The 13822-nt window shown below is 72.5% G+C and carries 9 protein-coding genes and 1 tRNA gene; 7 read left to right on the forward strand and 3 right to left on the reverse strand.

What is annotated here, in order from left to right; all coding sequences use genetic code 11:
- Nucleotides 1–17: 17 nt before the first annotated feature.
- The 6 genes from QMQ26_RS26665 (at nt 18) to QMQ26_RS26690 (ending at nt 7901) form a co-directional block, all read left to right on the forward strand.
- Nucleotides 18–1313 (forward strand): MFS transporter, encoded by a 1296-nt coding sequence (locus QMQ26_RS26665; protein WP_100840074.1) that lies wholly within the window; start codon nt 18–20, stop codon nt 1311–1313.
- A 143-nt stretch (nt 1314–1456) separates the two neighbouring features.
- Nucleotides 1457–1530, forward strand: a tRNA-Pro gene (locus QMQ26_RS26670).
- Between the two features lie 233 nt (nt 1531–1763).
- Entirely contained in the window at nt 1764–2423 is a 660-nt protein-coding gene (locus QMQ26_RS26675) for a DUF2398 family protein (RefSeq protein WP_318552045.1), read from the forward strand.
- The gene (locus tag QMQ26_RS26680; RefSeq protein ID WP_282202936.1) at nt 2420–4399 is read left to right on the forward strand and encodes a TIGR02680 family protein; all 1980 of its coding nucleotides are present in this window, start codon (nt 2420–2422) and stop codon (nt 4397–4399) included. The genes QMQ26_RS26675 and QMQ26_RS26680 overlap by 4 nt, the downstream gene beginning before the upstream one ends.
- The gene (locus tag QMQ26_RS26685; RefSeq protein WP_282202937.1) at nt 4288–6627 is read left to right on the forward strand and encodes a TIGR02680 family protein; all 2340 of its coding nucleotides are present in this window, start codon (nt 4288–4290) and stop codon (nt 6625–6627) included. Before QMQ26_RS26680 ends, QMQ26_RS26685 begins: the two co-directional genes overlap by 112 nt.
- Entirely contained in the window at nt 6624–7901 is a 1278-nt protein-coding gene (locus QMQ26_RS26690; RefSeq protein WP_282202938.1) for a TIGR02679 family protein, read from the forward strand. The genes QMQ26_RS26685 and QMQ26_RS26690 overlap by 4 nt, the downstream gene beginning before the upstream one ends.
- Before the next feature lie 26 nt (nt 7902–7927).
- On the opposite strand, the gene QMQ26_RS26695 is transcribed toward QMQ26_RS26690, so the two are convergent.
- Nucleotides 7928–9829: a DNA/RNA helicase domain-containing protein gene (locus QMQ26_RS26695; protein WP_282202939.1), complete on the reverse strand. Its 1902-nt coding sequence runs from the start codon at nt 9827–9829 to the stop codon at nt 7928–7930.
- Between the two features lie 311 nt (nt 9830–10140).
- On the opposite strand from QMQ26_RS26695, the gene QMQ26_RS26700 reads away from it, so the two are divergent.
- Nucleotides 10141–12216: a DUF2075 domain-containing protein gene (locus QMQ26_RS26700; RefSeq protein WP_282202940.1), complete on the forward strand. Its 2076-nt coding sequence runs from the start codon at nt 10141–10143 to the stop codon at nt 12214–12216.
- A gap of 56 nt (nt 12217–12272) precedes the next feature.
- Here the strand turns inward: QMQ26_RS26700 and QMQ26_RS26705 are convergent, their stop codons facing one another.
- Together QMQ26_RS26705 and QMQ26_RS38745 are read right to left on the reverse strand one after the other, a co-directional pair.
- A complete protein-coding gene (locus tag QMQ26_RS26705; protein ID WP_282202941.1) occupies nt 12273–12401 on the reverse strand; it encodes a DUF6408 family protein in 129 nt (42 codons plus the stop codon).
- A gap of 300 nt (nt 12402–12701) precedes the next feature.
- Nucleotides 12702–13780, reverse strand: a protein-coding gene (locus QMQ26_RS38745; RefSeq protein ID WP_449768962.1) for an IS630 family transposase whose coding sequence is annotated in 2 segments (ribosomal slippage) — nt 12702–13279 and nt 13279–13780 — 1080 coding nt in all. Because the reading frame shifts where the segments join, the coding sequence is not laid out codon by codon here.
- Nucleotides 13781–13822 lie beyond the last annotated feature (42 nt).

A 13822-nucleotide genomic window follows, 5' to 3' on the forward strand; every position in this document is an offset into this window, starting at 1 on the left:
TGAACGAGCATGGCGGGGTGCCCACCGAAACGCCCTCCCGGCCGTCCCCGCCGCCCGGCCCCGCCCGGACCGGACTGCGCCGCCTCACCCGCGGCGCCTTCGCCGACCTCACCCCGCTGCGCCACAGCCCCGACTACCGGCGGCTCTGGTTCGGGCAGACGGTCTCCTCGATCGGCCAGCAGATGACCACCCTCGCGGTCGGCATCCAGATCTACGCCCGCACCGGCTCCACCTTCCTCACCGGTCTGGTCGGCATCTGCTCCCTGGTCCCGCTGGTCGTCTTCGGCCTGTACGGCGGCGCCATCGCCGACCGCGTCGACCGCCGCCGCCTCGGCCTGATCGGCTCCGGCGGCCTCGCCGCGGTCTCCGCGCTGCTCGCCGCCCAGGCCCTGCTGGACCTGCGCTCCATCGTCCCGCTCTACGCCGCCGTCGCGCTCCAGGGTGGATTCTTCGCCGTCAGCTCGCCCGCCCGGTCCTCGATGATCCCGCGCCTCGTCCCGCGCGAACAGCTGCCCGCCGCCAACGCCCTCAACACCATCGGCATGAACCTCGGCCAGACCGTCGGCCCGCTGCTCGGCGGCGTCGCCGTCGCCACGTACGGGGTGCAGAGCGCCTACCTGGCCGACACCCTCGCCTTCACCGCCACCCTCTACGCGATGTGGCGCCTGCCCTCGATGCGCCCGCAGTCCACCACCGGCAAGCGCGCCACCGTCCTGGACGGCCTGCGCTTCCTGCGCACCCAGCCCAACCTGCGGACCTCCTTCGCCGCCGACCTCGCCGCGATGATCTTCGGCCTCCCGCGCGCCCTCTTCCCCGCGATCGTCCTCCCCTTCTACGGCGGTGACGCCGGCACCGTCGGCCTGCTCGCCGCCGCCCCCGCCGTCGGCGCCCTGGCCGGCGGCCTCTTCTCCGGCTGGATCGGCCGCATCCACCGCCACGGCGTCGCCGTCCTCGCCTCCGTCGCCGCCTGGGGCCTGGCCATCGCCGCGTTCGGACTCGTCCGCAACCTCCCGCTCGCCCTGCTCCTGCTCGCCGCGGCCGGCTGCGCCGACACCGTCTCGATGATCTTCCGCAACACGATGATGCAGGTCGCCGCCCCCGACGAGATGCGCGGCCGCCTCCAGGGCGTCTTCATCGTCGTGGTCGCCGGCGGCCCCCGCCTCGGCGACTTCGAATCCGGCACCGTCTCCTCCCTCACCACCCCCACCCTCTCCATCCTCACCGGCGGCCTCGCCTGCGTCGCCATCGTCCTCTACCTCGCCCTCCGCCGCCCCGCCTTCCTCCGCTACGACTCCCGCCACCCCACCCCCTGACCCTCCCCGACCACCCACCCGCCACACCCCGAAACCTGGCAGCGAGCACCCCCCGACGTGCTGTATTGTTTTCCACGTCGCCGGGAGACCGGGGCACGGTCAGAAAGCCGAGAGACCCGCGAGGGCCACTGGGCGGACGACCACGGGACGTGGCGCAGCTTGGTAGCGCACTTGACTGGGGGTCAAGGGGTCGCAGGTTCAAATCCTGTCGTCCCGACAGTGATGTCGGAAGCCCGCTGAATTGGAGAGATCCAGGTCAGCGGGCTTCTTCGTGGTGCAGTGCCTGTTCACTTGACGAGGCGCAGGTGCCGTACTCCGGCTTCCTCGGGGTCAGGTGGGGACCACCGGCCGGTTCGGGCTCGGCGTGGCCCGTGCTCCCTGGGTGCGCAGAACGTCGCGTGCATGACGCTGATGCTTGGCTGCCGCAGGTTTTCCGGGGGCGGGAGACAGGTGGCCGCCTCGGCCGGGGGCTGTTTCCCGGACGCCGAACGCGAATGGCTGCGCACCCGCCAGCGGCGAGAGGCCCAGGCCTTCGCCGAACTGCTCGGTCTGGAGGCCGAGATCCGCGCCGAGGGCATCGCCATGATCGACCCGGAGGACGAGCTGACGGACCTCCAGCTCCCCGGCACCGGGACGGTCGCGCAGGCCGCGCTGCTCCTGGTCGACCGCCTGGTGACACGGCTGCGCCCCGAGGGAGCGGGCCACCCGGCGACCGGCGGCCGCCTGACCGTGGGCGTGCCGATCCCGCCGGGCCTGGTCGGCGAGCTGGTCGACGAGTTGCTCGACCAGTACGGGCAGCGCGCGAACTGGCAGCGCGGATACCTGGAGGACCCGTCCGCCCTGCGCGCCGACGCCCTCGAACTCCTCAGCCGCATGCGGCTGGTGGCCCGGGCGGGCCGACTGCGCTCCGACGGCCACGGAGTGCCGCCGCAGTACCAGGTCTCGGCCGGCGACGGCCGGGCGGTCACCGACGTGTCCGCGGCCCGGCCCGGCGCCACCGGCGAATGGGTGCTGCTCGCCGCCGCAGCCCGGTACGCCACGACCGTCTCGATCCAGCGCGCCGATCGACGGCCCCCGCAGACCGACCGCAACGGAGAGACCCCCTCGTGAGCCGGAACCAGCAGCTCCCGCAGCACACGGCCCCGCACCGCTTCCGGCTCAACCGGGCCGGAATCCTCAACGTCTGGCAGTACGACCGGCAGGAGTTCCTGTTCGGCGGCGGCCGCCTGCTGCTGCGCGGGAAGAACGGCGCGGGCAAGTCCAAGGCCCTGGAGATGCTGCTGCCCTACCTGCTCGACGCGGACGTCCGCGCCCTCGACGCGACCGGGACCGGCCGTACCACGCTGACCTGGCTGATGCTCGACGGCTTCCAGCAGACCAACCGCCTCGGGTACCTGTGGGTCGAGTTCCGCCGGGTGGACGAGGACGGCACCGAGCACCACCTGACGGTCGGCGCCGCGGTCAGCGCGTCGAAGTCCACCAACGCGGCCAAGCCGTTCTTCTTCACGACCTCACTGCGGGTGGGGGAGGACCTCGACCTCGTCGAGTCCGGGCAGCCGCTGCCACTGGAACGGCTGCGGGCCGCCGTCGGCGCCGACAACGTGCTGGACCGGCCCGCCGACCACCGCGCCAGGGTGGCCCGCGAACTGTTCGGACTGGCCGACGCCGCCCGCTACCGCAACCTCACCCAGCTGCTGCACCGACTGCGCCGCCCGACCACCGGAGACCGGATCGAGTCCGGCGGCCTGGTGACCGTCCTCGGCGAGACCCTGCCGGCGCTCGACGAGAACGTGATCGACAGCGTCGCCCGCAACCTCGACGACCTCGACAGCGTCCGCACCGACCTCGGACGCCTGGAGCGGACGGACGAGGCGCTGCGCCGGTTCCTGGGCAGCTACCGCGGTTACCTCCAAGGGGCCCTGCGCCGCCGGTCGAACGAGGTCCTCGCCGAGCTCGGCACGCTCGCCGAGCGCAGGCTCGCCGCCGGAGAGGCCGGCCGGAAGGTCACCGCGCTGCGCACCGAGGAGGCCGAGGCCGCCGAGCGGCGCGACGCGCTGGCCCAGGAGCACGCGACGGCCGAGGCGGACCTGGCCGCTCTGCGGGCGAGTTCCGGCTACCGGAGCCTGCACGAACTGGGCGAGCGGCGCCGCACCGTGGAGGCGATCCAGACGACGGCCCGGGCCACCCACACGGCGTTCGGACGGGCCCACGAAGCGCAGGAGGCCGCCGGGGCCGCGCTCACCGCGGGGGCGGGGCGGACGGCGGGACAACTGCTCGAACTCGGCGCGGCCCACCGCGAACTGTGCGGGCAGGCCGAACGGTCCGGACTGGCACCGGCGCACCTCGGCGACCCGGTCGGCGGCACCGCCTCGGTGCTCGCCGCGGCGGCCGAGCAGGAGGCCACCGGTCCGGACGGCGGCACCGCCCTGATGCACACCGCACGGGTGGAAGCCTTCGACCCGGCCGGGGTGGCGGCCTCCCTGCGCTCCTGGAGCACCCGACTCGCCGCCGCCGAACCGGTGGTGAAGACCCGGCTCCGTACCGTCTCGGAACTCTTCGGCCTCCTCGACGGGCTGCGCGAGGCCGAAACGAGGGCGCGGGAGGCGGACACCGAGCACGGACGCCTGGAGGAACAGGCCCAGGCCGAGGCCGACCGGGTGGCGGAGCGCGAAGCGGCGGTCGTCACGGCGAGCGCGGCGTACGCGACCGAGGTCGAGGCCTGGGCGGACCGGCTGGAGGAGCGATCGGGGGCACCCGTCGACGCCGTGCGCGCCGCCGTGCGACGCGACCTGGCCGCGGAAGCGTCCTTCGAGGACCGCACGCTGCCCGCCCCGGTCGCCGAGGAGGTGGCGTCCGCCGCGTTCCGGGCGCTCGAGCCGTACCGCCGCGACCTGGAGGACCGGCGGGAGCGGGCCGCACTCCGCTCACGCGACCTCACCCGGGCGCTCGACGCCGTCCGCGCCGAGAAAGCCGAATGGGAGGAGCGCAGCGACCCGGTCCCGCCCAAGCCGCCGCACCGCGACGCCCCCCGCTCCCCGCGCACCGGCGCCCCGCTGTACCGGCTCGTCGACTTCGCCCGCAGCTGAGCCAGGCGGAACGAGCCGGTATCGAGGCGGCGTTGGAAGCATCGGGAATCCTCGACGCCTGGGTCGGCGCGGACGGCGCACCGCTCGACCCGCTCACCCCGGACACCGTGCTCACCGCCACCATGCCCGCCGTCGGCCCGTCGCTCGCCGAGGCGCTGCACCCCGTGCCCACCGGCGACAGCGGCGTGACCGCGGCGCAGGTCGCCCGCATCCTGGCGGCCATCGCCCTGGTGCCGACCGGCGTCCCACTCGGCACGGCGGCGGGCGGGGCGGTGAGCGCGGACGGCCGCTGGCGGCTCGGCGTCACCGGCGGCGCCCACACCAAGCCGGTGGCGGAGTACGTCGGCGCGGAGGTCCGGGCACGGACCCGCCTGCGCCGCATCGCCGAACTCGCCGAACGCCTCGCGGGCCTGGAGGACCAGGCACTGGCCGCACAGTCCGAAGTGAAGGAACTCGCCGAGCTCCAGGACGACTTCGAACTGCTGCGGCGTCCGCCGCGCGAGCAGCGGCTCACCGACGCCTGGGCACGCCTGGAGGAGACCGAGCGGGTCGCGGCCGGCCTGCGCCAGCACGCCGCGACGGCGGCCCGCACCGCCCGGAACGCCCGCTCCGCCTGCGTCGACGCCCGCCGCCACGCCGAAGCCACCGCCACCGCGCACGACCTACCGGCCGACCGGGACGCGCTGCTCACCGTCCGCTCCGCGGTGGAGGCCCTGGCCGACGGCACCCGACGACTGCGTGCTCGCGTCGACGCCACCGCCGAGGGCCTCGCCGCCCACCGCGACGAACGCCGCAGCTACGAACGGGCCCGCACCGCCCGGGAGGAGGCCGAGCTGGACTACGCGCGGCGGGCGGAGGAGCTGGCGAAGGCCCGTCGGGAGATCCGCACGCTGGAGAGCGCGCTCGGAGCGACCGAACAGGACATCCTCGCCGAGGAACAGGTCATCCTCCGGCGCCTCGACGAGATCAGCGAGGAACTGCCCAGGGCCGGGCGCACCGCCGGACGCCTGCACGACGACGTGGTGCGCGGCGAACTGGACGAGCAGACCAGGCGTGACGAGCTCCAGGCGCAGGAGGCCGAGGTGATCCGGTGCGGACGCGCCCTGCGGACCGCCCTGGCGACACCCGACATCGTGCGCGGCGCGGCACTCGGCGCGCTCCCGGGCGAACCGGAGATCCCGGACCCGGCCCAGGAGGACGCCAGGACCAGGCTGCGCGCCCTGCAGACCCTGGTCGAGGCGGTGCAGCGCGGCCTGGACCCCGAGCGCCGCGACGTCTCCGACACCGCGCTGCTCAACCGGTTCAACGAACTGCGCGACCAACTCGCCGGCGGCTACGACGCGACCCTGGAAGAGCCCGACGGCATCAAGGTCTGCCGACTCGTCGACGACACCGGTCCGCACGACGTGGCGCTGGTCGGCGAACGCATCGCCCGGCAGGCCGACGACGCCCGGGCCCGGCTCACCGACCGCGAGCGGGAAGTCTTCCAGCGCTTCCTCACCGGAGAGCTGGGCGACCACCTCTCCACCCAGCTGCTCGCCGCGGGAGCGCTGGTCGACGCGCTCAACAGCACCCTGCGATCCGTCCGCACCTCGCACGGCCTCGGCGTGGAACTCGACTGGCGGCTGGCCGACACCGTCGACGCGGACATCCGGGCAGCCGTCGAACTGCTGCGCAGCCCCTCCGGGTTGCGCACCCGCGAGCAGACGGAGCAGCTGAGGGACATCCTGCAACGCCGCATCGAGGACGCCCGCCGCGCCGACCCGGCCACGGGCTACGCCGCGCACCTGCGGACCGCGCTCGACTACCGGACCTGGTTCACCTTCCAGCCGTGGGTACTGGACGACACCTCCACCGCCCGCCGGCGCAAGTTCACCGGGCGGACCGGCCTCAGCCAGGGCGAGCAGCGGGTCCTCTCCTACCTCGCACTCTTCGCGGCCGCCGCCGCCCACTTCACCACGCTCGCCGAGACCGCCCCGCAGGCGCCCCGGCTGATCCTCCTCGACGACGCCTTCGCCAAGGTCGACGAGCCCACCCACGGCCGGCTCGGCCGCATCCTCGTCGACCTCGACCTCGACTTCGTCCTGACCAGCGAACGCCTGATGGGCACCTGGCCCGACGTGCCCGCACTCCACATCTACGAGTGCCTGCGCGACCCCCACGTGCGCGGTGTCGCCACGCTCCACTACACCTGGAACGGGCGCAACCGCCGTCTGGTGACCGTGTGACGCTTCCACCGCAGACCCGCGCCTTCCTGGCCCGGCCGGACCTCGCCCGGATGTGGACAGCGGTCCACCGCCGCCTGGAGCGCAACGGAATCCAGCCCAGCGGCAGCATCCGGCTGACCGGCTGCACCGCCGCCGAGCGCGAGGCCCTGTCCCTGCTGCTCGGCCGCCGGGTCACCACCGCCACCGCCACCATCCGGCTGGCGGACCTGGACAGCAGGCTGCGCGACACCGCGGCGGACTGCGGACTCGTCACAGCCGTCGAACAGCTGGGGCTGCCGCTGACCGACCGGCGGGCGGCACGGGACACCGGACGGCAGGAGCGGGCCGTGCTGTGGGCGGCGGCCGAAGCGGCGGTCGCCGCATCCCCGCTGGCCGGCCAGGACTGGGTGGGCGGCTGGCTCGACGACCTGCGCCGTACCGGCGCACTCGGCAGGCTCCCGCCCCAGGACGCGGCGGGCCTGCTCCACCAGGCGATCCGGGTCCTCGGCCTCCTCCGGAGCGACCGGGGCGAGGAGGCGGCGCCGTACGGCCGCGGGGAGCTCGCGACCCGGGTGACCGGCACGGCACACGGCCTGGACGACGACACGGTCCTGTCCCGCCTGGTCCTGCGCGGCCTCGCCCGGGCCACGGGCGGCGAACCGCCCGAGCACGCGCCCGGTCGGCGGGCCCTGTGGCGGGCCGCGGCGGTCGTCCCCGACGAGGTGTCGAGCACCGTGCTCACCTACGGCCTGCGCCCCGTCGGCAGCGGGTGGCGCGAACGGGCCCTGCGGGAACGGGCCGACCACCACGCCGAAACCCACCTGACACTGCGTGAACTGCGCGAGGTGGACGTCGTCCCGCCCTCGGACACGCCGGTGCACATCTGCGAGAACCCCCGGGTGGTCGAGGCAGCGGCCGAAGCCCGCTGCGGGGGCGCCCTGGTCTGCACCTCGGGCAGCGCCTCCACCGTCGTCCTCGAACTCCTGGACACCCTCGCGGCCGCCGGCCTGCGGCTGCGCTACCACGGCGACTTCGACTGGCCCGGCATCGCGCTCGCCAACCGCGTCATCCGGCGCTACGCGGCCCTGCCCTGGCGGATGGCGGCCGAGGACTACGAACAACTCGCCGCCCACGCCCGGGCCCAGGGCAGCCCCGGCCTCCCGCTCGTCGGCCCTCCGGTCGAGGCGAGCTGGGACGCCGACCTCGCCGCCGCCATGACGGCACTGAACGTGGCCCTGCACGAGGAATCGGCACTCGACCGGCTCGTCGCCGACCTGGCACCGGGAGGACCCTGACCCCGGGACCGGCCGGCGGGTGGCTGTCAGCCGCGGCGGCCCCGCCCCGCCCCGATCCGTTCCGCCTGCTGCCCGGTGACCAGTTCCCGCAGCTTGGCGCGGGTCTCCGGGTCCGTCGAGTACACGACCGTGCCGATCATGCCGCGGGTCAGCAGCACCTTGTAGGTGTTGCGGATCAGGCGGTCGATGTCGGCGTCGCTGGTGGACTTGCGGAAGACCGGGTCCTTGGAGGCCGTCCGGTCGGTGGACCAGCGGTCGGTGCGCCAGACCAGGTCCGGGCCGAGGACGACGCCGCTCCAGTCGTACTCGAAGCCCTGGGCGGTGTACACGCAGCCGACCTGGCCGAAGCCCGCCGGGTCGGTGGCCCACAGCGCGGCCGGCGGGGCGCCCGCGATCGAGCGGTCGCCGTAGACGTTCCACGGGCGGGCCCAGTCGCCGATCCGCACGTCGAGGGGGAGCGGATCGCCCGGGGCGACCTTGGTGGTCCACTTCCAGCAGTACCCGGCCGACATCCGGGCGCCGTAGCCCTCCGCCCGCCGGGCCTCCAGGAACGCCTCCAACTCCTCGGGGGTGTCCGCGACCTCCAGGACGACCTTGCCGTCGGGCTCCCAGTCGACCGGGCCGCCGGGCTCCAGACCCAGCAGGCGCACCACCCAGCGCAGGTAGGCGTCGCTGCCGCCGCAGCGGAACTGGCTGTCCAGCTCGACCACCTCGCACTCCAGGCCCTTCACCGCGGCCGCGGCCCTGATCTGCGCCACTGTGCCCATCTCGCCCGGCCGGACCACCTGGTGCTCGTCCAGCAGGAACACCGGCACCCGGGCGGCGTCGATCAGCTCCTCGATCTGGGGCTTGCCGGTGCGCTGGGCGGCCCGGGTGTACCGGTTCGCCGACGTCTCCCGGATTCGGTGGGCCTCGTCGCAGATCAGCACGTCGAACCCGTTGCGCTCGGCCGTCATGAAGCTGTTGAAGTACTTGAACAGCTCCTGCACCTGGCGCTTGCGCGCCCCGGCCACCCGGCGCATCGTGGTGGTGAACGAGCTGGACCCGGTCGCGTGGAAGGCCGTCACTCCGCGCCGGTACAGGTCGCCGAGCAGGGACAGCGCGATCACGCTCTTCCCGGTGCCCGGGCCGCCCGTGATGACGACCACCTGCTTGTGATCGGACTGCTGCGCCCGCCGCACCGCCCGCAGCACCAGCTCGTAGGCGACCCGCTGCTCGTCCAGCAGGACGAACTGCTCGCGCTCGCGCACCTCGTCGGCGGCGACCGCCATCAACTGCTTGGACGGGGCGACCTTGCCCGCGAGCAACTGGTCCGCCGCCTGGGCGCCGGAGGCCGGGCTCAGCTTCGAGCGCAGGTACTCCACGAACTCCCCGCGCCGCTCGGCGGTGAAGAGCCGGCCGCGCTCGTCCTGCGGCACCTCGTAGAGGCCCTGGACGCCGAACTCCGTCGCGTTGTGGAGGAAGGCCACCCCGGACACCCGCTCGGGGTGGTCGGCGAGCGCCCCGTTGAAGGAGACGAGGTAGTCGCAGTAGCCGCGGACCTGCTCGATCGGGTTCAGCACCGGCCGGGTGTACGCGTCGACCCGGCACAGCAGCGGCTCGCCGTCCTCCGGGAACGCGCTGCTCCACTGCTTGAGCTCGACCACCACGTACGACGGCTCGCCCGTCACCGGGTGGACGCCGGCGAGCACGGCGTCCGCGCGCTTGCTGTTCAGCGGGAGGGAGTACTCGAGGAGCACCTCCACCGCGCCGAGTCCGGCGTCCAGGAGGGCGTTGGTCAGCTCGGGGACGCTCATCTCCCAGGAGCGCACCTCGGACGGGCCGGGCTTGTGGCCGTGCTGGTGGACGAACTGGTCGATGAGACGCACGAACAGTGATCCGGCCAGCCTCTCGGCGGCGACCGCGGACACGGAGTCGCGGAACAGCAAGACATGCTCCCAGGCAGCACGAAGTGACTCGTGCGGGTGGGGGCATGTCCCTGGAGGGAAGCCCGGCGGGCCGCGCTGATGACTGGGTCAAACCTACAACGGAGTGCCTGGGCCGGTACCCGAATGCTCGGGCTTCCGGCGTCGCGTGAGGATGGTCTGCCGAGGTGTACGTCGATGAGCATTGTGTACGGACGGCCACTTCTGCATTTAGGATCTGCGGTACTGTTTGCGGCCCGACAGGCTTCCTGCTGAGGACATGCCCCCACCCGCGCGAATCATTCGTGGTCCGGTCCAGGGGGTCCCTCGTGCCTATGCTCTTGCTGAACCTGTCGGCGCAGGATCTGCTCACTCTCGACTCGCGTCGCCGGATGGTGCCGCACCTCGCCGAACGGTGGCGGAAGTTCCGAGAGTTCGAGGCTTCGGAGACGGAGCGGTCCGCATGGGCGGAGAGCCTGATCTGCCTGGCGAAGGATCTGGTCGCCGCTGGCCGGGGCAACGTGCAGATGGTCGTCGAATGTGCCGTGACCGCTGACGAGGACCTCAAGGGTGGCAGCCCCAGGCTCGTGGACGTCGTTCTGGTGGGCCGCCACCCGCTCAAGGACCGGCCGTCCGTCCAGTTGGTGGAGCTGAAGCGCTGGTCGACGGTGACCAGGGTCGAGAAGGCCATCGCGGACCTGATCTACGTGGAGGGCCTGGCGAAGCCCAAAAGGCACCCTGCGCTGCAACTGGGCGAGTACTACGAGGCCTTCATCAGCGAGAAGGGCCCCTACGGTTCGCTCAAAATCGAGTGCAGCGGTTTCACCTACCTGCACAACGCCACTGAGGAATCGGTACGTCCGCTGATCGACGTGGATGCGCCGATGGGTGTCTGCGCCCAGGTGTACACCGGGGACCGGCGCCAACAGTTGCTGACCGACCTGCAGAACCACTTCGCCGCCGACGGCGGCGCCTTCCAGGCCGAGCAACTGCTGCAGGGCATCGGCGTACGCAACACGCCCCTGCTCGACGCGATGGTGTGGTCCCGGGGGACGGACACGGTCTTCACCCTGCGCGGGCGGCAGAAGAAGGCGGCCGACCAGATCCTGGAAACCGCGGCCAAGGTACTGCCGTCCCCGCAGCAGCCCGCGCTGGTTCCGGACGAGCGGCGACTGGTCTTTCTGGTGACCGGCGGCGCAGGAACCGGCAAGAGCGCCATCGGCCTGCAGATCAAGGCGGAGCTGGAGGCCGCGGGCCGGACCGTCAACTACGCCAGTGGGAGCAGGGCCTTCAACGCGGCGATGCAGGAGCACGTCGGCGTCGGGGACAAGGAGTTCAAGGAGACCTTCACCTACTTCTCCAGTTACGTCACGACTCCCGAACCGCTGATAGACGTGCTGATCTGCGACGAAGCGCACCGACTCCGTGACCGCTCCACGAACCAGTACTGGCCGCCGGAGAAGCAGGGGACCCGGCCGCAGGTGGACGAACTCCTCGACGCGTCCCGTCTGACGGTCTTCTTCCTCGACGAAGGCCAGGTCGTCCGTCCCAACGAGGTCGGTACGGTCGATCTGATCCGGGAGGCGGCCGAGCGGCGCGGAGCCCGAGTTGTGCAGTGCGGGCTCCGCGAACAGTTCCGGTGCGGTGGCAGTGACGCCTACGTCCGCTGGGTGCACGCTCTGCTCGGCTTGTCGGGCGACCTGCCCGAGCAGTGGACGCCGGACGGGTTGATGCACGTCGAGGTGGTGGACACGCCGGAAGCGCTCGAGGAGATCATCCTCGGCGAGGCGGGCGCCGGGGCATCCGCGCGGATGGTGGCCGGCTACTGCTGGCCCTGGACCGAGCCTTTGGGCAAGGAGAAGCGGCTGGAGCCCGACGTCAGGATCGGCGACTGGCACCGGCCGTGGAACGCGAAGAGCGACACCTTCTGTGCGAACGGGGCCCCGCCCAGCAGCAGGTGGTCGGTGCACAAGGAGGGCATCGGCCAGATCGGGTGCGTGTACACCGCGCAGGGCCTCGAATGGGACTGGTGCGGAGTGATCATGGGCGATGACATGGTGCGCCGAGACGGCCGGTGGGTGTTCCGCCGGGGCAAGGAGACGGGGAAGTCGGCGGAGGGTGTGAAGCGGGTGCGCGTGCCCGGGTCCTTGGACCCGAAGGTCAAGGCGGCGAGCGTCGGCGACGAGGAGTTCGCCCGGCTGATTCGGCACGCCTACCACGTGCTGATGACGCGGGCGAGCCGGGCGGCGGTGCTCTACTCCACCGACGAGGAGACCCGGGAGTACCTCAAGGCCCTCGTCGGGGAGACCCAGATCCACGGGTTGCGACCGACCCGGGAGAGTCTGTCGAAGCACCTCGCCCCTCCGAAGAAGGGGCGGAAGAAGCGCAAGGACGATCTCCGACTGTTCTGACTGACGGCGTGGTGAGGTGGAGGTGGCGGGCTCGCCGGGCCCGCCACCCACCTGCGTCAGAAGAGCAGGTGCGCCACCGAGGTCAGCACCGTCACCAGAACGTTGGAGACGACTCCGACAGCGATGTCGGTCAGGATCTCGCGGATCCTTCCACGATGCGCGGGCTTGCACTCGACCGAGGTCATACGGCCATCCCTGGGTGTGAGATCGGAATGGCAGGGGGCACCCTACCGGGCAGCCACGTCCACGTCAGATGGTGATCACCTGACGGGCACAACCATTCGTCAATCGCAGCCCGTTGAGGACGCGCAGGACCTGAGCCTCGTACCCTCCGGGAAGGTGCGCAGCGCGACGATCATACCGCCTGGGCAAGCTGGCGCTGAGGGGCAGGGAGAGGAGCTTTGCCCAGGATCCGGGGACGGTCGATCACCCACCGGTCTGTCCGCTGGACGAGGTCCGGGCCAATGGTTATTGACTTCGGCTTGTCAGGGTGGGGTTGGGGTGTCGAGGGTCAGGCCGGTGCCGGCTATGAAGCCGTCGGGGGTGTCGGGTGGGTACTGCAGGCGTTTGAGCCGGTTGCGGACGAGGGCTTCGAGTCGGTCGAGGGCCATGACGGCCAGGTTGGCGAGGCTGTGCTTGACGTGTGCCCAGACCCATTCGACGGGGTTGAGGTCGGGTGAGTAGGCGGGCAGCAGGAACACCGTCAGCCGGGCGCGCTGGTCGACCAACTCGCGCACGGCGCGGGAGACATGGGTGTTCAGACGGTCCCAGACCAGCACGATCGGCGCCTTGACGAGTTGGTGGACGCCGTCGACCAGGGCGATGAAGTCGCGCTCGCCCATGCTGCGGCGCCGGCCCTTGCCCGCGGGGTGGGTGACCAGGCGGTGGCACAGCCGGGTGCGCGAGCCCGGCCGCACCGCGATCAGCCCCGCCACCGACAGGCGTCCCGCGCGGCGCCCGCTGACGGTCACGACCGGCGTGCGGCCCCGTCTGCCCCAAGTGCGTCCGCGGGGCGGTCGGCGGGTGAAGCCTGCCTCGTCCTCGAAGCAGATGTATCCCCCGCAGGCCGCCCGGACTCTTCTACCTCCGCCCAGGTCACCTCCTTCCACCCGGTGACGGCCCGCTCGTCGCGCCCGGCCACCCGACGCGCGGGGACCTGCGGGCTGAAACCGAGCCGGTGCATCAGCCGCGTCGCCCCGGACACGCTGTAGGTGACGTGGAACTTCCGCCCGATCAGCGTGACCACCCGCGCCGCCGTCCATACCTGGTCCTCCACCCAGCCGTGCGCGGCCGGACCCTCGTCCAGATACGCGGCGAGCTTGGCGAGGCAGCGCCGCGACAGGCGGCACCGCGACCCGCCCGGGCCGCGCGATGCCAGCGCCTCGACCCCACCGTCACGCCACAACTGGTGCCACTGGTAGGCCGACTTCCCACTCACCCGCAGGCGCCGGGCCACCTCCGCCGACTTGACCTCCTGCTCGAACAACTCGGCTGCCTGCATGCGCACCGACTCCCGACGCAGCCGTCCTGCGGCGATCAGCCCGCCCCCATCCGCATATCTCACACACCAGGAGGTACAGCCACCGCTTCAGGCCCATCAGGCACT

The sequence above is a fragment of the Kitasatospora fiedleri genome (genome assembly GCF_948472415.1).
Classification (GTDB): domain Bacteria; phylum Actinomycetota; class Actinomycetes; order Streptomycetales; family Streptomycetaceae; genus Kitasatospora; species Kitasatospora fiedleri.